Origin of the sequence: Halomonas sp. HK25 (assembly GCF_047795635.1) — a bacterium.
Lineage (GTDB): Bacteria > Pseudomonadota > Gammaproteobacteria > Pseudomonadales > Halomonadaceae > Halomonas.
In genome coordinates this window covers 1,958,481-1,982,766 of sequence record NZ_CP181044.1, presented here as the reverse complement: position 1 = coordinate 1,982,766, position 24,286 = coordinate 1,958,481, and the positions used below count along the sequence as shown (strand labels likewise).

The following is a 24,286-nucleotide window of genomic DNA, read 5'->3' as shown; positions in this document are numbered from 1 at the left end:
TACCATCGTCACGACACCATCACCCGTTCGAGAAGGAGACGCCCGACCCCATGGCCTCGACCGATCACGTCCCCAGCGACAGCACCTCGACCGGCAACAGCTCGCTCGAAGATCGGGTCGGTCGCATCGCTGCTCAAGACGGTCGCCTGCATGTCAGTGGTGACTGGGTGCTCGCCCACCATGGCGTGCTCAAGGAACAGGTCGCCACCCATCGCCACGCTGCTGGCGAGCGCTCGATGGACCAGGCGGTGGATCTCTCTGGCCTGACCGGCCTGGACACCGCCGGCGCCCGCCTGCTGGTGGCGCTGATCGGCGCCGAGCGCATGGCGAGCGTGGGCCAGTGGGCCGACGACCTACCCCCGGCGCGCCAGGCGCTCCTCGAGACCGTTGCCCGGGTGCTGCGCGAGCCACTGGAACCGGAACTGCCCCCCCGCGCACCGCTGACCGACTGGCTGGTCGACGTCGGTCAGCGCGTCGGCGCCCTGTGGCAACAGCAGCGCCTGCTGCTGAGTTTCATCGGCCTGACTCTCACCACCCTGCTTGTCTGCCTGCTGCGCCCCTGGCGCTGGCGGGTCACCGCGCTGGTGGCCCATGTTCACCAGACCGGCCTCAACGCGGTGCCCATCGTCGCCCTGCTCACATTCCTGGTGGGGGCCGTGGTGGCCTTCCTGGGCGCCACGGTGCTGCGCGACTTCGGCGCCACCATCTTCACCGTCAACCTGGTGGCCTTCGCCTTCCTGCGCGAGTTCGGGGTGCTGCTGGCCGCCATTCTGCTGGCCGGCCGCACCGCCAGCGCCTTCACCGCCCAGATCGGCGCCATGAAGGCCAACGAGGAGATCGACGCCATCCGCGCCATTGGCCTCGACCCCATGGAACTCCTGGTCCTCCCGCGGCTGCTGGCAATGATGGTGATCCTGCCGATCCTGACCTTCATCGGCATGCTGTGCGGCATCCTCGGCGGCGCCATGGTGTGCATCTTCATGCTCGATATCTCGGCCACCCAGTTCCTCAGCATCCTGCAGCGCGACATCCCCCTCAACCACCTCCTGGTGGGCCTGGGCAAGGCGCCGGTATTTGCCTTCCTGATTGCGGTGATCGGCTGCCTGGAGGGCTTCAAGGTCAGCGGCAGCGCCCAGTCGGTGGGCGAGCACACCACCTCCAGTGTGGTGCAGTCGATCTTCATGGTGATCCTGCTCGACGCCGTGGCCGCGCTGTTCTTCATGGAGATGGGGTGGTGATGGCTGACGCAGGGGGCGAGACAGAGGCCGTCATCCGGGTGCGCGGGCTCGCGAACCGCTTCGGCAACCACGTGGTGCATGAGGATCTGGACCTGGACATCCGCCGCGGCGAGATCCTCGGCGTGGTGGGGGGCTCCGGCACCGGCAAGTCGGTGCTGCTGCGCAGCATCGTGGGGCTGAAACGCCCCGACGCCGGCAGCGTCGAGATGTTCGGCGAGGACCTCACCGCCCTGCCGGCCCGGCGGCGCTCCGAGCTGGAGCGGCGCTTCGGCGTGCTCTTCCAGCGCGGCGCGCTGTTCTCCTCGCTGGACCTGCAGGAGAACGTCGCCCTGCCGCTGATCGAGCACGCGGGACTCGCCCGCCACGACGCCGAGGACCTGGCACGCATGAAGCTGGCGCTGACCGGGCTGCCGCCCAATGCAGCGCTCATGATGCCCGCGGAGCTCTCCGGGGGCATGATAAAGCGGGCCGCCCTGGCCCGGGCCCTGGCGCTGGACCCGGAGGTACTGTTTCTGGATGAGCCCACGGCCGGCCTCGACCCCATCGGCGCCGCGGACTTCGACCGCTTGATCATGACCCTGCGCGATGCCCTGGGGCTCAGCGTCTTCCTGGTCACCCACGACCTGGATACCCTCTACACCGCCTGCGACCGGGTCGCCGTGCTCTCCCAGCGCCGCGTGCTGGTGGCCGACCGCCTGGCGGTGGTCGAGGCCAGCGACGACGCCTGGATTCGCGACTACTTTCACGGCCCGCGAGGCCGCGCGGCCGCCGGTGCTGCCCAGGCGGCCGCGCGCCCCACGCCGACATCCTCCACGCCGACACCCCCCAGGGAGAACACCTGATGGAAACCCGCGCCCACCACCTGGTGATCGGCCTGTTCACCGTCATCGCCGTCGTCGCCGCGCTGAGCTTCGCCCTGTGGCTCGCCAAGGCCGCCACGGACCAGGAGGTGACCTACTACGAGGTCGGCTTCGACCGCCCGGTGGGCGGGCTGGATACCGGCAACGCCGTGCTGTTCAGCGGCATCCGCGTGGGAGACGTGGCCGACCTGCGCCTCGACCCTGACGACCCGCGCCTGGTGCGTGCGCTGATCCGCATCGACGCCGACATCCCGATCCGCGAGGACACCCGCGCCGGCCTGGCGCTGGCCAACATCACCGGCAGCATGAACATCCAGTTGCAGGGGGGCAGCCCCGAGCTCCCGCGCCTGCGTGGCAGCTTTGATGACCCCCCGCTGATCCTGGCCGAGCCCTCCCCCCTGAGTTCGCTGCTGGCCGACGGCGAGACCCTGGTCACCGGCCTCAACCAGCTGCTGATCAACGCCAATCGCCTGCTTGCCGAGGAGAATACCGCCCGGGTCGACCAGATCCTCGCCAACCTGGAACAACTGAGCGACGACCTGGCGGCGCGCAGCGGCGAACTGGGGGCTGTGGTCGACATCGCCGACCGCCTGGGGGGTGAGGCCAGCGACCTGCTGCGGGCGCTGGCCACCCTCAGCCAGAGCGCCGAGACCCTGGTCGAGGTCGAGGGGCGACAGGTCCTGGAGAGCGCCGGCCAGGCCATGGGCAGCCTGCAGGGCATGAGCCGCCGCCTGGACACGCTGCTCGGCAACAACGAGGAGGCCCTGGGCCGCGGCATGCAGGGCCTGGGTGACCTGGGCCCGACCATCCGCGAGCTGCGCAACACCCTGGACAGCCTGGGGCGGATCACCCGTCGCCTGGAAGAGAACCCGGCCGATTTCCTGCTGGGCCGCGAACCGATCGAGGAGTTTTCACCGTGAGACGCCTGGCCCTGCTACTCCTGGCAAGCACGCTCTCCGCCTGCACCCTGCTGCCGGAGAGCGAACCCGCCAGCCTTCATCTCCTGCCGGCCGCAACGCTGGCCCGCCTCGAAGGGCCTCCTCTCGAGGCGCGCCTGCGGGTCGAGACGCCCCAGGCGTCGGCACTGCTCTCCGGGGCGCGCATCCTCGTGATGCCGGAGCCCAACCGCCTGCAGGCCTATGCCGGCGCCCGCTGGAGCGACCGCACGCCGCTGCTGCTGCGCGACCGCCTGGTGGATGGGCTGCGCGACCGCGGTCGCCTGAGCGCCCAGGACGACAACAGCCCGCTGGGGGCCGACGTCGCCCTGGTCAGTGACCTGCGCGCCTTTCACAGCGTCTATGCGCAGGGCGCGGAGCAGGGCTCGCCGGTGGCGGTGATTCGCCTGGATGCCAGCCTGGTCGACGAGACCCAGCGCCGGCTGCTGGCCGAGCGTCGCTTCGAGGTGCGCGAACCCAGCGCGGGGACCGAGGTGACCCAGGTGGTAGAGGCCTTCGGCCGCGCCGCCGACATCCTGACCCGAGAGGTCGCCGAGTGGAGTGAAGGCGTCCTCGAGAGGCGCTGACACCCGATGGCCAAATGGCCATCATTCCGGCGTGATGGCGTCGAATATTCTGTTCGGCGATGTTCGGCTATGATGTCGGCAAACAATGATGTCGGCAAACCACGGTGTCGATAAGTGACAAGGAAGGCAGGCGGCATGGATACGACTCTCCCCCGACAGAATCTCGGCATCAGCGCCTATCGCTGGCTCAAGCAGGACATCATCCGCGGGGCCTTCCAGCCCGGCGAGAAGCTGCTGATGAGCCGGCTCAAGGAGCGCTACGACCTGGGCGTCGGCCCGCTGCGCGAGGCGCTCTCCCAACTGGTGGCCGAACGCCTGGTGGTGGCGATCAGCCAGCGTGGCTACCGGGTGGCGCCCATGTCGCTGGCCGAGCTGGCCGACCTCTACGACGCCCGCGCCCAGCTCGAGGGGCTGGTGCTGAGGCTCGCCATCGAGCGCGGCGACGACGCCTGGGAGGCCGAGATCCTGGCCACCGCGCACACCCTCTCCAAGGTGATGGAGGTGAACACCCCGGATGAGCTGCTCGACGTCTGGGATACCCGCCACAAGGCGTTTCATACCGCCATCGCCAGCGGCTGTCGTTCTCCCCACCTGCTGCAGGTTCGTAAGGGCCTGTTCGACCAGGTGGAGCGCTACCGCCACCTGTGGCTGCGCGAAACGGTGTTCTCGGAGCAGGCGCTGGCGCGCAAGCGCCAGGAGCACGCCGCCCTGGTGGAGGTCATCCTTGCACGGGACATGGAGCACGCCAGCGAGATGATGCGCGAACACCTGATGACCCCGGTGCCGATCATCACCGAAGTCATGGAACGCCTGGGGTAAGCCGTTCAGCCGGCCAGTTTGAGGCCGACGAGGCCGGCCAGGATCAGCACCAGGCTGAGCAGGCGCAGCGGCGAAGCGCTGTCGCCATAGATCAGGATGCCCATCAGCAAGGTACCCACCGCGCCGATACCGACCCACACCGCATAGGCCGTGCCCACCGGCAGCACCTTCATCGCCTGGGCCAGCAGGTAGAAGCTGGCCACCATGGCGATCACGGTCAACACGCTCGGCAACGGCCGGGTAAAGCCCGCCGAGGCCTTGAGGCCCAGCGCCCAGGCCACCTCGAGAAGGCCGGCCACGGCCACAAGAATCCACGCCATATCGATGATTCCACGCAGGTCGGGGCCGTCCCCGCAACGCAAGGTGCGCACCGGGTCGTCCCGGCCGCGAAACTCGAGCCGGGCATGCTAGCATCCACTACGAGGACTTCAAGGCTACGTTGCCAAGGCTTGGGGCCAATGGTGAGAGCGGGGCTTTGCCACCGAGGCTGATGCAACTGGTGGGAGCTGAGCTCCGCTCGGCGAATGGAGACCGAAGGGCTCCCAAAGGTGTTAGCCAACGCAAGCGACACCGCCGAGGCGCCTGCGGCGCCATTCGCCCGGCAGAGCCGATCTCCCACATTGCTCCGAGGCTGTTGCTGCCTGCGAGGCGCAACCCGCTGTCACAGTGCCGTCATCCTGACGTGGCATGGTGATTGTAAGGAAGCGTGACAGGCTAAAACATCCGTTTTATCCTAACGTAACACCCCCGCCCGAGGATGGGCACGCTGGAGACGATGAGATGCCTCACCTGCTGAGATTTTCCCGCGACCTGGAAGCCCGCCTCGATTTGATCGCCGAGGCCACCGGCCTGGGCAAGACCGAGCTGATCACCCGCTGCGTGGAGGGCGGCATTCAAGCCCTGGAGCACCAGTTGCTGCCCGATGGCGGTGGCGCTCCGCGGACTGAGCGCAGCATCGACCAGGTGCTGCGCGAGAGCGGCCTGGGCGCCTGACCCGATAGTCGACCCCACCCGTTCTCGCCCGCTTAGCCGGCGAAGGTCGTGCAGCAGCGCCGCTATGCCAGCTATCTTCATCCTCAAGCAACGACAGCTCTGTCAGCTATGCAAGGAGCTGCGCGCGGAATCGGCGCAGCGCTTCCAGCGCCTGCTCACTGGAGCAGGCCACCAGCGTCACCTCCTGGCCGGGCAGGCACTGGGCCAGCCGCGAGGCGGCCAGCGGCGCGAGCGCGCCCAGGCGCGGATAGCCGCCGATGGTCTGACGGTCATTGAGCAGCGCGATGGGCTGGCCGTCCGGCGGCACCTGCACCGCGCCCAGGCCGATCCCCTCCGAGACCAGCGAGCCGATATGGCACTGCAGCCGTGGCCCGGTCAGCCGGACCCCCATGCGGTCGGCGCGATCGTCCACCCGCCAGGTCGCGTTGAAGGCCTGAAACAGGCTCTGACCGGTGAAGTCGCCGATCTGGGCGCCGGGAAGCAGCGCCAGCCTGGCGGGGGCTCGATAGTCGAGGCGCGCCTCGTCGGGCGCCGCGCTGGACGATGCGCCAGCGCTCGACGGGTCTCCCATTCCCAGGCGGTCACCCTCGGCCAGCTTGCTGCCGCGCCCATCGAAACCGCCCAGTCCCTCTCGCACCACGCAGGCCACGCTGCCCAGCACCGGTTCGGCGGCAAAGCCCCCCGCCACCGCCAGGTAGGCGCGCAGCCCGTTGCGGGGTGACGAGAAGACCAGGCGCTGCCCTTCGCGGCAGCGGAACCGCTCCCATAGCGGCACTGGCTTGCCATCGAGGGTGGCACCCAGGTCGGCGCCGGCCACTGCGAGCGTCAGGTCACGCTCGGCGACCAGCGTCAGCCCACCGAAGGTGACCTCCAGAGCGGGGGTGCCCCAGGCGTTGCCCGCCAGGCGGTTGGCCCAGGCCCAGCCGTGGAGATCGGCCGGCCCGCCCTGGGAGACCCCCAGGCGGCGCACGCCGAAGCGTCCGGCATCCTGCAGGAGCGCCAGGGGTCCCGCCTGCTCGACGCGAAAGCTGATAACGGTATACTTCTTTGTCGATTCTTTCATCGCCCCGTTCATCGCCCCGCCTCCATGGGGGTGGTATCGCCCCCCTGCGCCTCGAAGGTCTTGCGGTCCACGGATACGAAACGCACCCGGTCGCCCACCTTGAGCAGGCTGAAGCCCTCGCGGTCGCGATCGAACAGGCGCGCCGAGGTGCGCCCCAGCAGGTTCCAGCCCCCCGGGGTGACCGCTGGATAGGCCGCCGTCTGGCGCCCGGCAATGGCCACGCTGTTGACCGGCACCCGCTGGCGAGGTGTGGCGAGCCGCGGCACCTCCAGGCCCGCATCGAGCAGCCCCATGAAGGCGAACCCGGGCGCGAAACCCAGGGCGAAGACGCGATAGTCGGTGCCGGCATGGCAGGCGATCACCGCCTCCACCGACAGGCCGGTGTGCTCGGCGACCCGGGCCAGGTCGGGCCCCACGCTCGCGTCGTACCAGGTGGGCAGCTCGCGGACCTCGCCGCTGTCGGCCTGCTCATCCGGGGCGAGGTCGCCCAGCAGTTCAAGCAGCCGGCGCCGCGCCTGCTGGGGGGTGAGCACCAGCGGGTCGAAGACCACCAGCAGGGTGGTGTAGGAGGGGACCAGGTCCACCAAGGCGTCGCCGAAGGCCCCCTCGCAGCGCCGGGCAAGCGGGGTGATCCAGGCCAGGTTGGTCTCCTCGATGCGATCGAAGAGCCGCACCATCCAGCCGTCCAGGCCGGCCGACTCCAGTCGAGGCAGGCGCGCGCCCTCCCCGCTCATGAGCCCGCCTCGAGCGCGTTCAGGGCCTGGCGGATCGCTTTCACCGCTGCGATGGACTCGGGGTTGTCGCCGTGCACGCAGAGGGTATCGGCGGCCAGCACGAACTCGCTGCCATCGTTGGCGGTGAGCGGCTGGCCGGTGGCGATGCGGCGCGCCTGATCGACGATCACCTGCTGATCGTGATGCACCGCCCCCGGTTCGCGCCGGGACACCAGGCGCCCTTCCCCATCGTAGGCACGGTCGGCGAAGGCCTCGAACCACAGTGCCACGCCTTCGGCCGCGGCCAGCGCGCGAGCCGCCGAGGTGTCGCGGGTGGCCATGGTCATCAGCGGCAGGCCGGGGTCATAGGCCAGGATGGCCCGCATCACGGCGGCCATGATCTCGGGGTCCCGCGCCATGTCGTTGTAGAGCGCCCCGTGGGGCTTCACATAGCTGACCTCGAGGCCCTCCGCCCGGCACATGCCCGCCAGTGCCCCCAGCTGATAGAGCACCAGGTTCTCGATCTCCTCAGCCGAGCAGGCCAGCGAGCGACGCCCGAAGCCGACCATGTCCGGATAGGCGGGATGGGCGCCGACGCGCACCCCGTGCTTCTTCGCCAGGCGCACCGTCATGCGGATCACGTCGGGGTCCGAGGCGTGAAAGCCGCAGGCGACGTTGGCCAGATCCACGTGGGGCATCACCTCATGGTCGAGCCCCATCACCCAGGGGCCGAAGCTTTCGCCCATGTCGGCGTTGAGCAGCAGTGCCTTCATTGTCTTGAACCTCGATGCGTTGCTTTTATGAAAACAATTTACCAACGTTATGTCGTTAAAACATCGTCCATTGGTCGATATAACGTTGACTAAGCGCTATCGCGTTTCCTAACCTTCTCCTCCCGAGGCCGCTATTCTGACGATAGGCACCACTGCCGCGCTTCACACACAACAATCTTCGACAGCAGAGGAATTCTCATGACATCCCGCCATCCCCGTCTCGTCCACCTGACCGCGGCTGCCGTCGTCGGCGCCGGCCTCGCCACCCTGAGCGTCAACGCCCAGGCGGCCACCAGCTGGGACATGCCGACCCCCTACGGCGACCGCACCTTCCACACCGTCAACATCCGTGAGTTCGCCGACGACGTCCGGGAACGCACCGATGGCGAGCTGGACATCACCGTCCACTCCAACAACTCCTTGATCGGCCATGCGGAGATCAAGAACTCGGTGCGCCGCGGCATCGTGCCCATCGGCGAGCTGATCATGTCGCGCCTGGCCAACGAGAATGCCATCTACGAAGTCGACTCGGTCCCCTACCTGGCCGCAAGCTATGAAGAGGCCTGGGCGCTGTGGGAAGCCTCCCGCGAGATCATCAGCGAGGAGCTGGCCAAGCAGCAGCTGCGCATCCTCTTCGCCGTGCCCTGGCCACCCCAGGGGATCTACACCAATGACCTGGTGGAAGAGCCGGACGATCTGCGCAACCTCAGCATGCGCGCCTACAACACCGCCAGCGAGCGACTCGCCCAGCTGACCGGCGCCGTGCCGACCCAGGTGGAGGTCTCCGACATTCCCACCGCCTTCAGCACCGGGCGTGTTGCGGCCATGGTGACCTCACCGGCGACCGGGGCCGACACCAAGGCCTGGGACTACCTGACCCACTTCAATCATGCGCAGCTCTGGCTGCCCAAGAACATGGTGATCGTCAGCGAGCGCGCCTTCTCCCAGCTCGACGAGGCGACCCAGCAGGCCGTGCTCGAGGCGGCCGCGGCCGCCGAGGATCGCGGCTGGGAGATTAGCCGCCAGGAAACTGACGATGCCATCGCCGTGCTCGAGGAGAATGGCATTCACGTCAGCACCCCCACACCGGCGCTCGACGAGATGCTGCGTGAGGTCGGCGCCACTATGACCCAGGAGTGGGTAGAGCGCGCAGGCGACCAGGGCGCCGCGATCCTCGAGGCCTATGAGGCCGCCCGGGAGTAATCCCGCCCCGAGCGCCCCGACCTTGTCGCCGGGGCGCTTCTCGACCACTACGGGACCCCTCAAATGCGCTATCGACTCCGCCCCCTCTACCATCTCGGCGGCTATCTCGCCGCTGCCTGCCTGTGTTTCATCTGCGCGCTGATCACCGCCCAGATCGTCGGCCGCATCATCGATCGTGCCGCCGTTGCCATCGGCGGCGATCGTATCGGCCTGGCCATTCCGGGCCTCGCCGAGGTCTCGGGCTTCCTGCTCGTCGGGGCCAGCTTCCTGGGCCTCGCCTACACCTTCGTGCATGGCGGCCATATCCGCGTGACCCTGCTGACCGGCCGCCTCCCCCCGGCCCCACGCGCCTTCTTCGAGGTGTTCTGTCTGAGCATCGCCCTCGCCCTGTCCCTCTACCTGGCCTGGAACCTCTACTGGTTGCTGGACGACAGCATCACCTTCAGCGAGACCTCCTATGGCCTGCTGCGGATACCGCTGTGGATTCCCCAGACGGGCATGCTGACTGGCGTGCTGCTGTTCTGCCTGGCGCTCATCGAGGCCTGGCTGCACACCGTTCGCATCGCCGTGACCCGCCCCTCCTCCTTCACCATCGACGACAGCGGCCACGAGTGAGCCCCGGAGAACCACCATGCTCCTGATGATGACCATCCTCTTCGTGACCCTGCTGTTGCTGCTTGGCAGCGGCGTATGGGTCGCCCTTTCGCTGCTCGCCATGGGCTGGCTGGGCCTCTCCCAGTTCACCTCGATCCCCACCGGCACCGTGATGGCCTCCAACATCTGGGGGTCCAGCTACAGCTGGGAGCTGACCGCCCTGCCGATGTTCATCTGGATGGGTGAGATCCTGTTTCGCTCCAGGCTGGCCGACGACATGTTCACCGGCCTGGCGCCCTGGATGCAGCGCATCCCGGGCCGACTGCTGCACACCAACGTGGTGGGTTGCGGCCTGTTCGCGGCGGTCTCCGGTTCCTCGGCGGCCACCTGCGCCACCATGGGCAAGATGACCATCCCCGAGCTCACCGGCCGCGGCTATGACGAGCGCCTGGTGATCGGCACCCTGGCGGGCTCGGCCACCCTGGGGCTGCTGATTCCCCCGTCGATTATCCTGATCGTCTTTGCGGTCGCCACCGACCAGTCGATCTCACGACTGTTCATGGCAGGTATCTTCCCCGGCCTGATGCTGATCTCGCTGTTCTCGCTCTACCTGATGGTCTGGGCCTGGCGCTATCCGGATCGGGTGCCCGATGCCGACGCCAGCCTGCCCTTGGCCGAGAAGCTGCGGCGCGCTCGCCGACTGCTGCCGATGCTGGGGCTGATCGTCGGCGTTATCGGCTCCATCTATACCGGCCTGGCCTCGCCCACCGAAGCCGCCGCCGTCGGCGTGGTGCTGTCGCTAATACTGGCCAAGGTGCAGGGCAACATGGATAGCCAGGTGTTCCTGGATGCCGTGCTGGGCGCCGTGCGCACCTCGACCATGATCGCCTTCATCCTGGCCGGCGCCGCCTTCCTGACCGCCGCCATGGGCTTCACCGGCCTGCCCCGGGAGCTGGCCGCCTGGATCGGCACCATGGATCTCTCGCCGTGGATGCTGCTCGCCGCGCTGACGGTGTTCTTCATCATCCTGGGGTGCTTTCTCGATGGCATCTCGGTGGTGGTACTGACCACCTCCATCATGCTGCCGATGGTGGAAGCCGCCGGCATCGACCTGATATGGTTCGGCATCTATCTGGTCATCGTGGTCGAGATGTCGCAGATCACCCCGCCGGTCGGCTTCAACCTCTTCGTGCTGCAGGGCATGACGGGGAAGGACCTGCTGAGCATCGCCTGGGCGGCCATGCCGTTCTTCTTCCTGATGATGGTCGGCGTGGTACTGATCTCGATCTTCCCCGAGATCGTGACCTACCTCCCCGAAGCCATGAGTCGACGCTGATGACAGACATTCCCGTTCGGGACAGGGGCCGCACACGCGGCCCCATCGTCTCTTCCGAGCACCTCTCCCACCGCGCCATGGAACAGTCCGAATTCGAGTTCGGGCTGATCATCGCCTCGAACGCCTTCAACCGCTGGATGGTGCGCTGCATGACGGCCACCGGCTACCCGGAGCTGGGTCCCCTCGACGTCCTGGTGGTACACAGCGTCAACCACCGCAAACGCGCCAAGCGGCTCTCCGATATCTGCCTGGTCCTCAACGTCGAGGACTCCCACACGGTGACCTATGCGCTGAAGAAGCTCGCCAAGCTCGAACTCGTGACCAGCGAAAAACACGGTAAGGAGACCTTCTTCCGCACCACCGACAAGGGGCGCACCGCCTGCCAGCGCTACGCCGAGATCCGCGAGGACTGCCTGGTGGAGTCACTGTCGTCACTGGGTATCGAGGGTGAGGAAATGAGCCGCCTGGCCGGCATGCTGCGGGCCATGTCGGGGCTCTACGACCAGGCCGCGCGCTCCGCCGCGTCGCTGTAGCGGCGCCCCCTGGTTCAGTGCCGTGGGGCGCGATGCGCCGGTGAGGGATAGAGCCGGCGGGCGCGCCAGCGGCTGACCATGAAGAGCAACATGCTGACGCCTACCGAGGCAGCCAGCGACAGCAGGAAGACCGCCCCCCAGGGCAGCCGACCCACCGTCATGCAGGGTGGCCAGCACCCCATCCTGGACGAAGGGGGCCGGCTGCTCCTGCAGCATGAAGAAGTAGCCCGGGCCGAGAATGACCGGCATGCCGGCCAGAATCCCGCCGAGGCGCGGCCCCAGCTTGCCCACCGCCAGGGCCACACCCACCACGATGGTGGACGTCGCCAGGAGCTTGAGCAGCAGCAAGTCAATCATGGTAAGACGGGAACCCCCTTGCCGCATGCGTGATCACTCGGGTAGCTTGCCCAGCTCCCGAGGATTGCGGGGATAGAACCGTTCCGGCTGACGCTCCACGTGGGGGAAGAAGCGGGTGTCCTTGTAGGGCATCTTCATGAAGCCGGAGACGCCGAGCCCCTCGATCAGGTCGACGGCGTCGAGGATCTCCTCCAGCCGGCGGCGGAAGTCCGCTTCCCGGGAGGGGTCGAGCAAACGGTAGTAGCTGTGGATCTTGAGGTGCTGGGGCAGCGCCTCGAAGATGATCATACCGGTGTGGTGGATATCGTTGAGCGCCTCCAGGGAGGTGATGATGGCCTCGGGTAGCACCAGGAACTCCTCCGGGTCGGGGCCATCCTCGAAGTAGCTGTGCAGCCGGGAACGGTCCTCCAGCTCCGGCATCGCGCTGACCTCGTAGGCCAGGCGCAGGCCGGGGTCGATCCGGAAGGGCTGCTCCGGCCCCTCGCGATCCAGATGCAGGGTGTCCCGGGCGTTGAACAGGCAGCTCTTGAAGATCCCTTGGCGGTAGATGGCCCGGGCCAGGTGGACCATGTTGTTGACCGCGGCGATGAAGGCCGGGCGCCGTTCGGCGTCGTGCAGGTTGAGGGAGGTGTCGATATAGACGCCATCGGCCTCCCAGCGCACCGCCAGCCCGCCAACCACCGGATAGCGCCCCAGCCGGCTCACCGCGGCCAGGAAGGCCTTCTCGGTCTCGCCCATTCCCTGCATGAAGTTCTTGTAGTAGCGATCCAGCTGCACGTCATTGACGTCATTGAGCGTTTCCGGCGCGCCCTCCTCGCGCAGGAAGGCCTTGCGCGAGCCGTAGACCACGGTGTCGATCTCACGCTCGGCCGGGCGCACCCAGACCGGCACCAGCGCCTGGGGCGACGGCTCGGGCAGGTCGATCATCACCAGCCGGGCGAGGCGGGGCATCTCTCGGATGAAGTGGTCGCCGGCCTTGATGCGCAGGCGCGGGTCGGGGTCGAGCATGCCGTCGAGCATGCGCGCAAACTCCACCGGCAGGCCCAGGGAGGTGGCGGGAATCGCGCGGTGGCCGAAGCGGCAGGACTGTGCCGAGGCCAGCGCGTAGAGGGTGCCCGCAGCCCCCTGCTCGTCGAAGCGCGGCGAGGAGAGTGCCCCGTTGAGCTGCTCCTCGCCGATGAAATAGACGTCGCCCAGGCGGGCGTTGGTCTGCTGCAGGTTGTCGGACATCAGCTCCATGACGTTGGCCGCCACGAACTGCTGGTTGGCGTCGAGCTGGGCGAACACCGAGGAGCCCCAGTCGATCAGGGCGATGTTGTCGGTCTCGCCATCGAACACCAGGTTGGAGGGCTTGATGTCACCGTGGACGATGGGCCGTCCTGCCGGCCCGGACTCCCTGCGCAGCGCGCTGAGGATATCCGCCAGCTGGCCAGCGATGCGCACCACCAGGCGCGGCGAGAGCCGACCCTGGCGCAGCGACACCTCCTCGAGGTTGAGGCCGGGGGCCCGCTGCATCACCAGGATCGACTGATGGCGCACCCGCTGATAGGCGATCAGCTTCGGCACCCTCGGGTGATCCACCTGCTCCAGCATGAAAGCCTCCTCCTCGAGGCGGTCCTGGAGATGCTGGGGCAGGTTGACCCGGGTGAACTTGAAGACGTACTGGTCTCCCAGAGCGGTGATGCCGGCGAACACGAAGCCGTAGGCGCCCTTGCCGATCAGCGCGATCTCCCGGTAACCCAGCTGCTCGAGCTGGGCCTGGCAAAGCGCCACCCACTCCTTGAGCTTGCGGGCGTCGTCGTGGCTGAGCAGGTAAATCGACTGCTCTTCCGGGATATAGAACTGCTGCAGGGGCGCCTGGGTCATCGCTCAGCTCTCGCAATCGTGCCAGCGCCGGACGCCTGACGGCGCCATTCGCCGGGCGGAGCCCAGCTCCCACCAGTTTCCTCAAGCCTAAGTGGCCATCCATCTACCACCCTGGCCGTTCCTTCTGGTGGGAGCCACGCTCTGCGGGGCGAATCGCCGCGCAGCGGCGCAGGAAGAAGCGCCTGGGTCATGACATCAGCTCAGGTGGAGCAGCATGGTCTCGGGGTCCTCCAGATAGCCCTTCCAGGCGTTGCAGAAACGCGCGATGGTGCCGCCGTCGATGATGCGATGGTCGCCGGCCCAGGTGACGGTCATGATCGCCCGCTTCACCACCCGGTCCTCGGCGTCGAAGCGCGGCAGCCACTGGGTCTTGCCGATGGCGACGATGGCCACCTCCGGGGCGTTGATGATCGGCGCCGCATAGGTGCCACCCAGCGCCCCGATATTGGAGATGCTGATGGTGCCGCCCTTGAGGTCCTCCTGATTCACCCTGCCGGCCCTCGCCGCCTCGGTCAGGCGCCCCACCTCGGCGGCGATGCCCAGCAGGGAGAGGCGCTCCACGCCCTTGACGTTGGGCACCAGCAGGCCGGCGCGGCTGTCCACCGCCATGCCCACGTTGACCGAGGGCAGGTAGTGGATCTCGCTGGCTTCTTCATTGAGCCGGGCGTTGACCACCGGCGCCTCGCGCACCGCCAGCGCCATGGCCTTCATGAAGAAGGGCATCAGCGTGAGCCGGGTCTCCTCGGCCGCCGCCAGCGGCTTCAACCGCTCGCGCAGCGCCAGCAGCTCGGTGACGTCGATCTCCTCACCGTACTGGAAGTGCGGGATGGTGCTGGCGGCCTCCACCATGCGCTTCGCCATGACGGCACGCACACCGCGCAGGGGCTCGATCCGCACCTCTTCGTCTGCGGGGTCAACGTGGGCTGCCACATCACCGGCAGCGCCATCGTCATCCCTTGCATGCCGAGGGTCATCCGACGCCAGATAGCCCAGCACATCATCCTTGAGCACCCGCCCCTGGCGGCCGGAGCCAGGCACCTCATCCAGGGAAAGGCCGTGCTCGCGCAGCAGGCGGCGCACCGCCGGGGCGGCCGGGATACGGCCATAGGGGCCACGCCGCGGCTCCTCCGTCGCGCTTTCCGTGCCCTCGGGCGCCGTGTCCCTGTAGACCGGTGCCTGGGGGGCGGCACTCCTGCCGGCCGAGGACTGGGGCGCTTCCCTTTCGTCGGGCGGTGTCGGTTCATCATGTGGTGACGGTTCGTCAGTCGTCGTGGCCGGCACGTCCGCCGCCTCGTTCTCGGCGGCGTAGCCGAACAGTGGCGCATGCACCCTGGCGATCTCGCCCTTCTGCACATAGAGCCGCGTCACCCGCCCCGCCTCCGGGGCGGTGATCTCCACCAGCGCCTTGTCGGTCATCACCTCGACCACTGGCTGGTCCTCTTTGATCGGGTCGCCCTCGGCCACGTGCCATTCGACCACCTCGCACTCCACGATACCTTCGCCGATATCGGGCAGCATGAAATCACTCATTGTCTTGCTCCTGTCCTGGCTCGCGTCCAGATATCGGAAAATCAGAAGGCCACGGAGGCCCTGATCGCTTCGAAGATCTTCAGGTGATCCGGCAGATACTCCTTCTCCAGGGCCAGCGGGAAGGGGGTATCCAGGCCGGTCACCCGGGCGATGGGCGATTCCAGATAAAGGAAGCAGCGCTCCTGGACGGTGGCGGCGATCTCGCCGGCGAAGCCGCCGGTCAGCGGCGCCTCATGGGTGATCACCAGGCGGCCGGTCTTGAGCACCGATTCGGCCACGCTGTCCTCGTCCCAGGGCAGGATGGAGCGCAGGTCGATGACCTCGCAGGAGATGCCCTCCTTCTCGGCCAACTCCACCGCGCGCTCGATCACCTCCATCTGGGCGCCCCAGCCAAGCACGGTGACGTCGCTGCCTTCGCGGGTCACCTCGGCCTCGCCGATGGGCAGCTGATAGTCCGCCTCGGGCACCTCGCCGGTGGAAGCGCGATAGAGGCGCTTGGGCTCGAAGAAGATCACCGGGTCGGGGTCGCGGATGGCCGCCAGCAGCAGGCCCTTGGCCTGGTAGGGGTTGCGCGGCACCACGACCTTGAGGCCCGGCGTATGCGCGAAGTAGGCCTCGGGCGACTGGGAGTGGTAGTGCCCGCCGGAGATGCCGCCGCCGTAGGGCGTACGGATGGTCAGGCCACCGACGTTGAACAGGTCGCCGGAGCGATAGCGGAACTTGGCGGTCTCGTTGACGATCTGGTCGAAGGCCGGAAAGATGTAATCGGCGAACTGGATCTCGGCCACCGGCACCGAGCCCTGGGCGGCCAGGCCGTTGGCGAAGCCGATGATGCCCTGCTCCACCAGCGGCGTATTGAAGCAACGGGCGCGGCCGTACTTCTCCTGCAGGTGGCTGGTGGCGCGGAATACCCCGCCGAAGATGCCGACGTCCTCGCCGAAGCAGATGACCTTCTCGTCCTCCGCCATGGCGATGTCCAGCGCGTTATTGACGGCCTGCAGCATGTTCATGGTCGGCATCTCACTCTCCTCCCTGGCTTGAGTCGTCACGGGGCTTCACGTCCGGGTCCAGGGAGCGCGCGCCTCTGGGGTAGGCGTCCGGGTACTGGCGGATATGGGTCTTCAGGTGGTCGAGTTGGCGCTGCAGCGCCGGGGTGACATCCGCATAAACATCGCTGACCAGGCTATCGAGCGGGGGCGGAGGACGCTTCTCGGCGCGCTTCATGGTCTCCAGCACCTCGCGGCGCAGCGACTCCTGGAGGGCCTTCTCCTCCTCTTCGCTCCACCACTCCCGAGCCACCAGCCAGTTCTGCATGCGCAGCAGGGGGTCCTTGTCGCGCCAGGCCTCCTCCTCGTCCTTCGAGCGGTAGCCGGAGGGATCATCCGAGGAGGAGTGGGCCGCCAGGCGGTAGGTCATGGCCTCGATCAGCACCGGCTTGTTCTCTTCCACCGCGATCCGGCGCGCCTTGCGGGTGGCCGAGAGCACCGCGAGGATGTCGTTGCCATCCACGCGGATCACGTGCATGCGGTAGCCGAAGGCCCGCGGCGCCACGCCATCGGCGGCAAACTGCTCGATGGAGGGCGTCGAGATCGCATAGCCGTTGTTACGGCAGAAGAAGATCACCGGCACCTCGTGCACCGCCGCCATGTTGAGCGCGGCGTGGAAGTCGCCCTCGGAGGCGGCGCCCTCGCCGAAGAAGACGATGGTGCAGTGGCCCTCGCCCGCCAGCTTCTGACCATAGGCGTAGCCGGCGGCCTGGGGGATCTGGGTGGCCAGGGGCGAGGAGATGGTCATGTAGTGCAGCTTGCGCGAGCCGTAGTGGATCGGCATCTGACGGCCCTTGCCGTAGTCGAGCTCGTTGCCGAACAGCTGGTTCATGAACTCGTCGTAGCTGAAGCCGCGATAGACCAGCGCACCCTGCTCGCGGTACTGGGACATGATCATGTCGGCGTCATCGAGCGCCGCCGCCGCGCCGATCACCGCAGCCTCCTCGCCGGTGCACTGCATGTAGAAGGAGAGACGACCCTGGCGCTGGGCCGCCATCATCCGCTCATCCATCACCCGGGTCGCCACCATGGTGCGATAGATCCTGAGTGCCTGCTCGCGCTCGAGTCCAGGCTCCTCGCCCCCCTCATGGAGGGTGCCGTCCTGCCGGAGCAGCCGAAAGGTGGGAATGGAAAACTCGTCGCCGCGAAGGAAGTCGGGCGTATGGATATCTGTTGTCGTTGTCATCTCGGTTTCCTCTACCCCTCTTGAGGGCAGTGTTGTTGCTTGCCTCGACCTTTGCCAGAAGGATTACCCCTGGCGGGTCAACGCAACCCAGGATGACGTTAACGTAAAATGCAGCCTTGCGCACCCACCCTGCTACCAAGGAAGCAATAGCCAGTGGATCTTGCTGCCGCATACTCAGCGAGCGGTGCGGTTCAGCACACGCTGCAGACGCTCGAAGGCGCTGTCCACGGCCAGCGCCAGCAGGCCGATCAGCAACGCGCCCTGCAGCACGTAGGCGGTATTGCCGTTGACGATGCCCGAAATGATCGGCGCGCCGAGGTTGCTGGCCCCCACCGTGGCGCCCAGCGCCGCCGTGGCGATATTGACCGTGACCGAGGTGCGGATGCCGGCCAGGATGACCGGCGTGGCCAGCGGCAGCTCCACCTGCCATAGCCGCTGGGTGTCGCGCATGCCCATGCCGCGCGCGGCTTCCAGCACGCCGGGTGCGATCCCGGAGAGTCCCGCCAGGGTATTGCGCACGATGGGCAGCAGGCCGTAGAGCACTAGCGCCACGATGATCGGCCAGGTGCCGAAGCCCAGCACCGGTACCGCCAGGGCCAGCACCGCCACCGGCGGAAAGGTCTGCCCCATGGAGGCGAACTGGGCCACCAGCGGCAGGAAATCCCGCCAGGCCTCCCGCGTCACCGCCACCGCCGCGGCCACCCCCAGCAGGATGGCTAGCAGCGAGGCGACGGCCACCACCAGCAGGTGGCGGCCGAGCAGCAGCAGGAAGTCGGCGTGGGGGTAGATCACCTGGCGAGTGCCGGGTTCGATCCGGCGGAACAGCGGCTCGAGCCAGGCCATGCCGAGGGTCAGGGCCAGCAGCAGACCGCACCAGATCAGCGGCCCCCGCCAGGTGAGCCAGGCGGCGGACAGCGACGCTCGAGGCGATCTCGGCTCATTCATCGCGCCGGGCCCCGACCAGGCGGCGCAGGGAGAGCTCCCCCACCGCCCTGTCGTCGTCATCGACCACGGCGAGACGGTCGGCGTGCTCGCGGAACATCACCGCCAGCGCCTGGCGCAGGCTGGCGTCACGATGGACGCGGGTCTGGGGCAGCAGGCGCGACGACAGGGGCTCCATCCGCTCATCGACGCGAAGGATATTGGTCTCCTTCAGGCCACGGTCGTTACCGCCCAGCAGTGCGGCCACGAAATCGTTGGCTGGCGCACGCAGCAACTCGAGCGGCGTGCCCTGCTGCACGATACGTCCGGCGCGCATCACCACCAGCCGATCAGCCAGGGCCAGCGCCTCGTCCATGTCGTGGGTCACGAAGACGATGGTCTTGTGCAGTCGCGACTGCAGTTCGCGCAGTTCTACTTGCAGCGACTCGCGGGTAATCGGATCCAGGGCCCCGAAGGGCTCGTCCATCAGCAGGATATCGGGGTCCGCCGCCAGCGCCCGGGCCACACCGACCCGCTGGGCCTGGCCGCCGGAGAGCTGGTGGGGATACTTGCCGGCGAACTGCGCCTGCGACAGACCCAGGAGGGTCATCAGCTCCGCAACCCGTGCCTCGATCCTTGCCCTCGGCCACTTGAGCAGTCTCGGCACCAGGCCGATGTTGCGCGCCACCGTCCAGTGGGGGAAGAGCCCGGTACTCTGGATCACGTAGCCGATGCGCCGGCGCAGGACCTGCTCGTCGAACTCCCGCACCTGGCGACCTTCCAGGTGGATCTCTCCCTCGCTGTGCTCGATCAGCCGGTTGATCATGCGCAGGGTGGTGGACTTGCCGCAGCCGGAGGTGCCCACCAGGGCGCACAGCTCGCCTCGCTCGACACGCAGCGAAATGGCGTCCACGGCGGTCTCGCTGCCGAATCGCTTGGTGACTCCGATCAGTTCGATCATGCGATGGCTCCGGCCGCGAGTCGGGGGTCCAGGCGGCGCGTCAGGGCGCCCAGCAGCGAATCGGCCGCCAGCGCCATGGCCAGGATCGGCAACGCGCCCAGCAGCACCAGGTCCATGGCGGCCTGACCCAGTCCCTGGAAGATGAAGGTCCCTAGCCCCCCGGCCCCGATCAGCGCCGCCACTGCGGTCAGGCCGATCGCCTGCACCGTGGTGATGCGCACACCCTCGAGCACCACCGGCAATGCCAGGGGCAGTCGTACCTGCCAGAACACCTGGGGGCGGCTCATGCCCATGCCCCGCGCCGACTCCAGCACACCGACATCCACGCCGGAGAGCGCCACGAAGGTATTGCGCACCATGGGCAGCAGGCTGTAGCCGAGCAGGGCCAGGAAGGCCGGGGCCCAGCCGATGCCGCGCACACCCAGCGCATGCACCCAGCCCACGTTGGCCGCGAGCCACGCCAGCGGCGCCAGCAGCAGCCCGAACAGCGCCAGGCTGGGAATGGTCTGCAGGAAGTTGAGCACCCCGAAGCCGACCCGCTCCACGCCGGTGTGCCGTCGCATGGCCAGGGCGATGCCGGTGCCCAGCACCAGGCTGACGCCAACGGCACCGCCGACAAGCAGCAGGTGGTCGACCACCGCTCCGGCGAACTGATCGCTGCGCCCCTGATACTCCCGCCACAGCGCCAGCGGCTCCAGCCAGGGGCCGGCCAGCCACCAGGCGGCCAGCACCAAGGCCCCCAGCAGCCAGCCCGCGGCGGCGCCCAGGGCAAGCCGGGTACGCAGCTCGATCACCATCAGCGAGAGGCAGAAGAGCAGCAGCCAGAAGGCCGCTCCCAGCCCCAGGCGCGCCTGAGGCTGAGACGGATCGATGGTCCGGGCCGCCGCCACGGCCAGGCAGGCCGGCAGCGCCAACAGCAGCAGCATGGCCAGCGCCAGCGCCAGCCACAGCCGACGCGGCGAGGGTCGCCAGGCCAGTGCCGCCAGCCCGAGCAGCGCAAGCACGGCGGCCAAGGCACCCGCCCAGCCGAAAGCCTCGTAGGCAGGCAGCGGGCTCCCGGGCACGATCCGGTTAGGGGCAATGCTGACCAGTGGCAAGACCAGCCAGGTCAACACGGCGGCCAGCGTCAGCGCCAGCAGCACACGATTGGGGGTCGACACCTCCCTGTGCACGCCGGCCTCAGTCGTCCAGGCCGTCGAGGAAGTCCGCGGCGACCCGGCGCGGGTCCAGGCCGTTGACCGCCACATCGCCGTTCAGCCGCTGCAGGGTCTCCAGGTCCAGCGCCTCGAACAGCGGGCCCAGCAGGGACTCGATCTCGGGATAGGCCTCGAGCACCTCGGCCCGCACCACCGGTGCCGGCTGATAGACCGGCTGCACGCCCAGGGTATCCTCCAGCACCACCAGATCCAGGGCGTTCAGCCCCCCGTCGGTGCCATAGGTCATGGCGGCGTTGACGCCGCTGGTCTGCTGGGCGGCGGCGCGCATGGTGGAGGCGGTGTTGCCGCCGGAGAGCACCAGCAGCTGATCCTCGGTGAGCGCGAAGCCGTAGGCGTCCTGGAACGCCGGCAGCGCCTGCTCGGACTCCACGAACTCGGCGCTGGCGGCAAACTTGAACTCACCGTCCTGCTCCAGATAGGTCGCCAGATCCTCGAGGGTGGATAGGCCATGTTCACGGGCCAGCTCGCCGCGCACGCTCATCGCCCAGGTGTTGTTGGCCGACGCCGGCGTCAGCCACACCAGGTCGTTCTCCGCATCGCGATCACGGACCATCGCATAGGCCGCCTCGGGATCGTGCCAGACGTCGCTGTCGGTCATGTCGAAGAAGAAGGCGCCGTTGCCGGTGTACTCCGGATAGAGGTCGATCTCGCCGGCCAGCAGGGCCTCGCGTACGATGCTGGTGCCACCCAGCTGGAGCCGGTCCTGCACCTCTATGCCGCCGGCCTCCAGGCGCTGAAGGATCAGCTGGCCCAGCACCGAGCCCTCGGTATCGATCTTGGAGGCGACCACCACGGGGTCATCGGCCTGGGCCGCGGAGAGGCTCAGCAGGGTGGCGGCGGCCATGGCCAGCCGGCGGGGAAACGGGATACGCATGGAGAGTGACCACCCGGTAAGCGTGAATGTATCCTGCAGTATAGGGAGAGCAGGCCTTGCCTGTCAGACACTTGTCGCCAACGCTCGGGACGCCCCGCATGCCGCTCGCCACCCTGCCCCTGCTCGACCGCTGCCACCACCCACTGGTGCGTGATCTCGCCTGGCTGCTGCTGGTGCCCGACCTGCTGGCCATGCCCTGGCCGGGCCGTCCCGATCGACACACGCTGGGGCTCGCTGACGATGCGCGGCTGACGGCCTGGCTGGATGATCTGGAGGCCGACCCGGGCCCCCTGGAAGCCTGCCTCGGCGGCGCCCTCGCCGGCCGCATGGGACTCTACCATGAGCGACTCTGGCAGTTTCTGCTGGCCAACGCCCCCGGCACCGAGCTGCTCGCCCACAACCTGCGTATCCAGCGCGGCAAGCAGACCTTGGGCGAGCTGGACCTGCTCTACCGGCGTCGGAGCGAGTCGATGCTGATCCATCTCGAGGTGGCCATCAAATTCTATCTGGGGCTGGCGGAAGGGCCCGGTCACGCCGACGATCAGGCCCGCTGGATCGGTCCCGGCAGCGCCGACAGCCTGGCCGGCAAGCGCGAGCACCTGCATCGGCATCAACTGCGCCTGACCGAGCTGCCGGAGACACGAGCGGCGCTGCATGAGCTGCTGACCCGCGATGCCGTGGGTGCCGATCGCCCCCTGGCGATCCATCGCCGGCTGGCCATGCCGGGAGTGCTCTTCTATCCCTGGCAGCGGCAACTGCCCCCACCCCGGGAAGCGAACCCGGCGCACCTGCGCGGTACCTGGCTATTCTGGCGGGCGTGGCGCGACTATCGGGATGGCCTGCCCCGCGGCACCCAGGGCGCCCGGCTGCACAAGCCACACTGGCTCGCCCTGCCCCGCCCCGAATACCTGATGCCCCTGCGTGTCCTCGAGGCCCAGTTGGCTCAGCATTTTCGCGAACCCGCCTCACCCGTCCAGCTGGCCCTGTGGCAGGCCGACACGGGCTGGCACCGGCTGTTCGTGGTCGCCGATGACTGGCCTCGGCAGATTCCGCTGCCACCTGCCAAGCTCCCCGGCACGGCAATCTCCTCCCCAGGCCGCTCATCATCGGACTGAGCAACGTAGGGCTCACTCATCGAAGGGTGTCGCCGATATGAGCAACAGGCGGTTCACGTCGGATGAGGCCCGACGGCAAGCCGCCCGACTCACCTTGCGGCGAGCCGGGCGGCCTGACCGGGGCTGGAAGAGAGAACGTCAGTCCTGGGGCTTCTCGTACACCCAGGTGGTGCCTTCCCGAGAGTCCTTGAGGATGATGCCGAGGGCGGCCAGCTCGTCGCGGATAGCGTCGGCGGCGGCGAAGTCCCTGGCCTTCTTGGACGCGGCACGCGCCTCGATCCGCGACTGGATCTCGTCTTCCGAGAGCGGCAGCTCACTGGCGCCGGCCTTGAGGAAGGTCTCGGGATCCTGCTGCAGCAGCCCCAGGATATCGCCCAGACGCTTGAGCTCGGCGGCCAGGGCCGGTGCCTGCTCGGGAGCCTCCTTCCTCGCGCGGTTCAGGTCACGAGCCAGGTCGAAGAGTACCGACAGCGCCTCGGGGGTGTTGAAGTCGTCGTCCATGGCCGCGGTAAAGCGTGACTCGTATCGGCTCGGCGCCTCTCCTGCCGCCTGGTCGCCGCCTTCCGGGGCCAGACCTTCGAGCGAAAGCCCTTCGAGAGAGTTGTAGAAGCGCTCCAGCGACTTGCGCGCATCGAGCAGCGACTCCGGTGCGTAGTTGATCGCACTGCGGTAGTGGCTGGCCACCAGCAGGTAGCGCACCACCTCGGGGTCGTGGTGTTCGAGAACCTCGCGGATGGTGAAGAAGTTGCCCAGGGACTTGGACATCTTCTCGTGGTTTACCCGCACCGCCCCGGCGTGCATCCAGGTGTTGACGAAGGGCTTGCCATTGGCCGCCTCGGACTGGGCGATCTCGTTCTCGTGGTGCGGGAAGGTCAGGTCCGGCCCGCCGCCGTGGATATCGAAGGTGTCGCCCAGGCAGCACTTCGACATCGCCGAACATTCGATATGCCAGCCGGGGCGCCCCTCACCCCACGGCGAGTACCAGCTGGCCTCACCGGGCTTGGCCGCCTTCCACAGCACGAAGTCCAGCGGGTCCTCCTTGTGCTCGTCCACATCGACACGCGCCCCCGAGCGCATCTCGTCGAGGTCGCGGTTGTTGAGCTTGCCGTAGCCCTCGAACTTGCGCACCCGGTAGTAGACGTCGCCGTTGTCGGCGGCGTAGGCATAGCCCTTGGCGATCAGCGTCTCGATCATGCCGATGATGTCGCCGATATGCCGGGTGGCGCGGGGCTCCTGGTCCGGCGGCAGCACGGAGAGCCGCGCCTCGTCTTCGTGCATCGCCTCGATCATGCGCTCGGTGAGCGTCGAGATGCTCTCGCCGTTCTCGTCGGCGCGCCGGAGAATCTTGTCGTCGATGTCGGTGACGTTACGCACATAGGTGACGTCATAGCCGCGATGGCGCAGGTAGCGGGTGATGACATCGAAGGCCACCATCACCCGGGCATGGCCCAGGTGGCAGTAGTCGTAGACGGTCATGCCGCAAACGTACATGCGCACACGGCCCGGTTCGATGGGGGTGAAGGCTTCCTTGCGACGGGTCAGCGTGTTGTAGATCTGCAGTTCTGC

The 24,286-nt window shown here is 67.9% G+C and carries 25 protein-coding genes; 11 read left to right on the top strand and 14 right to left on the bottom strand.

Features of this window, described 5'->3' with window-relative positions; genetic code table 11:
• Positions 1 to 50 precede the first annotated feature (50 nt).
• The 5 genes from ACM26W_RS09545 (at position 51) to csiR (ending at position 4,439) form a co-directional block, all read left to right on the top strand.
• On the top strand, positions 51 to 1,238 hold the full coding sequence (locus tag ACM26W_RS09545; protein WP_416140590.1) for an MlaE family lipid ABC transporter permease subunit: 1,188 nt from the start codon (positions 51 to 53) through the stop codon (positions 1,236 to 1,238).
• Positions 1,238 to 2,080 (top strand): ABC transporter ATP-binding protein, encoded by an 843-nt coding sequence (locus ACM26W_RS09540; protein WP_416140589.1) that lies wholly within the window; start codon positions 1,238 to 1,240, stop codon positions 2,078 to 2,080. Before ACM26W_RS09545 ends, ACM26W_RS09540 begins: the two co-directional genes overlap by 1 nt.
• On the top strand, positions 2,080 to 3,018 hold the full coding sequence (locus ACM26W_RS09535) for an MlaD family protein (protein WP_416140588.1): 939 nt from the start codon (positions 2,080 to 2,082) through the stop codon (positions 3,016 to 3,018). Before ACM26W_RS09540 ends, ACM26W_RS09535 begins: the two co-directional genes overlap by 1 nt.
• Positions 3,015 to 3,620, top strand: coding sequence for an ABC-type transport auxiliary lipoprotein family protein (locus tag ACM26W_RS09530; RefSeq protein WP_416140587.1), 606 nt, complete (start codon positions 3,015 to 3,017; stop codon positions 3,618 to 3,620). Before ACM26W_RS09535 ends, ACM26W_RS09530 begins: the two co-directional genes overlap by 4 nt.
• Before the next feature lie 135 nt (positions 3,621 to 3,755).
• The gene (gene csiR / locus ACM26W_RS09525) at positions 3,756 to 4,439 is read left to right on the top strand and encodes a DNA-binding transcriptional regulator CsiR (protein WP_416140586.1); all 684 of its coding nucleotides are present in this window, start codon (positions 3,756 to 3,758) and stop codon (positions 4,437 to 4,439) included.
• Between the two features lie 5 nt (positions 4,440 to 4,444).
• Here csiR and sugE read toward each other — a convergent pair whose 3' ends face one another.
• Positions 4,445 to 4,759 carry a quaternary ammonium compound efflux SMR transporter SugE gene (sugE, locus tag ACM26W_RS09520; protein WP_416140585.1) on the bottom strand — a complete coding sequence of 105 codons (315 nt, stop codon included), beginning with the start codon at positions 4,757 to 4,759 and terminating at the stop codon, positions 4,445 to 4,447.
• Between the two features lie 460 nt (positions 4,760 to 5,219).
• Between sugE and ACM26W_RS09515 the strand changes: the two genes are divergently transcribed.
• Positions 5,220 to 5,432, top strand: a complete 213-nt coding sequence (locus ACM26W_RS09515) for a hypothetical protein (RefSeq protein ID WP_416140584.1) — start codon at positions 5,220 to 5,222, stop codon at positions 5,430 to 5,432.
• Between the two features lie 106 nt (positions 5,433 to 5,538).
• Here the strand turns inward: ACM26W_RS09515 and ACM26W_RS09510 are convergent, their stop codons facing one another.
• From ACM26W_RS09510 to ACM26W_RS09500, 3 genes are read right to left on the bottom strand one after another with little or no spacing between them, the layout of a single operon-like run.
• A complete protein-coding gene (locus ACM26W_RS09510; protein WP_416140583.1) occupies positions 5,539 to 6,495 on the bottom strand; it encodes a biotin-dependent carboxyltransferase family protein in 957 nt (318 codons plus the stop codon).
• An 8-nt stretch (positions 6,496 to 6,503) separates the two neighbouring features.
• The gene (gene pxpB / locus ACM26W_RS09505; protein ID WP_416140582.1) at positions 6,504 to 7,229 is read right to left on the bottom strand and encodes a 5-oxoprolinase subunit PxpB; all 726 of its coding nucleotides are present in this window, start codon (positions 7,227 to 7,229) and stop codon (positions 6,504 to 6,506) included.
• Positions 7,226 to 7,981: a 5-oxoprolinase subunit PxpA gene (locus ACM26W_RS09500; protein ID WP_416140581.1), complete on the bottom strand. Its 756-nt coding sequence runs from the start codon at positions 7,979 to 7,981 to the stop codon at positions 7,226 to 7,228. The genes pxpB and ACM26W_RS09500 overlap by 4 nt, the downstream gene beginning before the upstream one ends.
• 198 nt (positions 7,982 to 8,179) lie before the next feature.
• Between ACM26W_RS09500 and ACM26W_RS09495 the strand changes: the two genes are divergently transcribed.
• The 4 genes from ACM26W_RS09495 (at position 8,180) to ACM26W_RS09480 (ending at position 11,647) form a co-directional block, all read left to right on the top strand.
• Positions 8,180 to 9,184, top strand: coding sequence for a TRAP transporter substrate-binding protein (locus tag ACM26W_RS09495; protein ID WP_416140580.1), 1,005 nt, complete (start codon positions 8,180 to 8,182; stop codon positions 9,182 to 9,184).
• A gap of 63 nt (positions 9,185 to 9,247) precedes the next feature.
• Positions 9,248 to 9,799, top strand: a complete 552-nt coding sequence (locus tag ACM26W_RS09490) for a TRAP transporter small permease (protein WP_416140579.1) — start codon at positions 9,248 to 9,250, stop codon at positions 9,797 to 9,799.
• Between the two features lie 16 nt (positions 9,800 to 9,815).
• Positions 9,816 to 11,114: a TRAP transporter large permease gene (locus tag ACM26W_RS09485; RefSeq protein ID WP_416140578.1), complete on the top strand. Its 1,299-nt coding sequence runs from the start codon at positions 9,816 to 9,818 to the stop codon at positions 11,112 to 11,114.
• Positions 11,114 to 11,647, top strand: a complete 534-nt coding sequence (locus ACM26W_RS09480; RefSeq protein ID WP_416140577.1) for a winged helix DNA-binding protein — start codon at positions 11,114 to 11,116, stop codon at positions 11,645 to 11,647. Before ACM26W_RS09485 ends, ACM26W_RS09480 begins: the two co-directional genes overlap by 1 nt.
• Here ACM26W_RS09480 and ACM26W_RS09475 read toward each other — a convergent pair.
• The 9 genes from ACM26W_RS09475 to ACM26W_RS09435 form a co-directional block, all read right to left on the bottom strand.
• Positions 11,546 to 12,004 carry a hypothetical protein gene (locus tag ACM26W_RS09475; RefSeq protein WP_416140576.1) on the bottom strand — a complete coding sequence of 153 codons (459 nt, stop codon included), beginning with the start codon at positions 12,002 to 12,004 and terminating at the stop codon, positions 11,546 to 11,548. The genes ACM26W_RS09480 and ACM26W_RS09475 overlap by 102 nt on opposite strands.
• Before the next feature lie 33 nt (positions 12,005 to 12,037).
• Complete coding sequence (locus tag ACM26W_RS09470) at positions 12,038 to 13,870, bottom strand: protein kinase domain-containing protein (protein ID WP_416140575.1); 1,833 nt, start codon at positions 13,868 to 13,870, stop codon at positions 12,038 to 12,040.
• 195 nt (positions 13,871 to 14,065) lie between these two features.
• Positions 14,066 to 15,400, bottom strand: coding sequence for a 2-oxo acid dehydrogenase subunit E2 (locus tag ACM26W_RS09465; RefSeq protein WP_416140574.1), 1,335 nt, complete (start codon positions 15,398 to 15,400; stop codon positions 14,066 to 14,068).
• A 41-nt stretch (positions 15,401 to 15,441) separates the two neighbouring features.
• Positions 15,442 to 16,419 carry an alpha-ketoacid dehydrogenase subunit beta gene (locus tag ACM26W_RS09460; RefSeq protein WP_416140573.1) on the bottom strand — a complete coding sequence of 326 codons (978 nt, stop codon included), beginning with the start codon at positions 16,417 to 16,419 and terminating at the stop codon, positions 15,442 to 15,444.
• 1 nt (position 16,420) lies between these two features.
• Positions 16,421 to 17,632, bottom strand: a complete 1,212-nt coding sequence (locus tag ACM26W_RS09455) for a thiamine pyrophosphate-dependent dehydrogenase E1 component subunit alpha (RefSeq protein ID WP_416140572.1) — start codon at positions 17,630 to 17,632, stop codon at positions 16,421 to 16,423.
• A 174-nt stretch (positions 17,633 to 17,806) separates the two neighbouring features.
• Entirely contained in the window at positions 17,807 to 18,577 is a 771-nt protein-coding gene (locus ACM26W_RS09450; RefSeq protein WP_416140571.1) for an ABC transporter permease, read from the bottom strand.
• Positions 18,570 to 19,514, bottom strand: a complete 945-nt coding sequence (locus tag ACM26W_RS09445) for an ABC transporter ATP-binding protein (RefSeq protein WP_416140570.1) — start codon at positions 19,512 to 19,514, stop codon at positions 18,570 to 18,572. The genes ACM26W_RS09450 and ACM26W_RS09445 overlap by 8 nt, the downstream gene beginning before the upstream one ends.
• Entirely contained in the window at positions 19,511 to 20,674 is a 1,164-nt protein-coding gene (locus tag ACM26W_RS09440; RefSeq protein WP_416140569.1) for an ABC transporter permease, read from the bottom strand. Before ACM26W_RS09440 ends, ACM26W_RS09445 begins: the two co-directional genes overlap by 4 nt.
• A gap of 19 nt (positions 20,675 to 20,693) precedes the next feature.
• A complete protein-coding gene (locus ACM26W_RS09435) occupies positions 20,694 to 21,605 on the bottom strand; it encodes an ABC transporter substrate-binding protein (protein ID WP_416140568.1) in 912 nt (303 codons plus the stop codon).
• A 98-nt stretch (positions 21,606 to 21,703) separates the two neighbouring features.
• Here ACM26W_RS09435 and ACM26W_RS09430 point away from each other — a divergent pair, with 98 nt between their 5' ends.
• On the top strand, positions 21,704 to 22,720 hold the full coding sequence (locus ACM26W_RS09430; protein ID WP_416140567.1) for a DUF1853 family protein: 1,017 nt from the start codon (positions 21,704 to 21,706) through the stop codon (positions 22,718 to 22,720).
• A 138-nt stretch (positions 22,721 to 22,858) separates the two neighbouring features.
• Here the strand turns inward: ACM26W_RS09430 and cysS are convergent, their stop codons facing one another.
• Entirely contained in the window at positions 22,859 to 24,280 is a 1,422-nt protein-coding gene (cysS, locus tag ACM26W_RS09425) for a cysteine--tRNA ligase (protein WP_416140848.1), read from the bottom strand.
• Positions 24,281 to 24,286 lie beyond the last annotated feature (6 nt).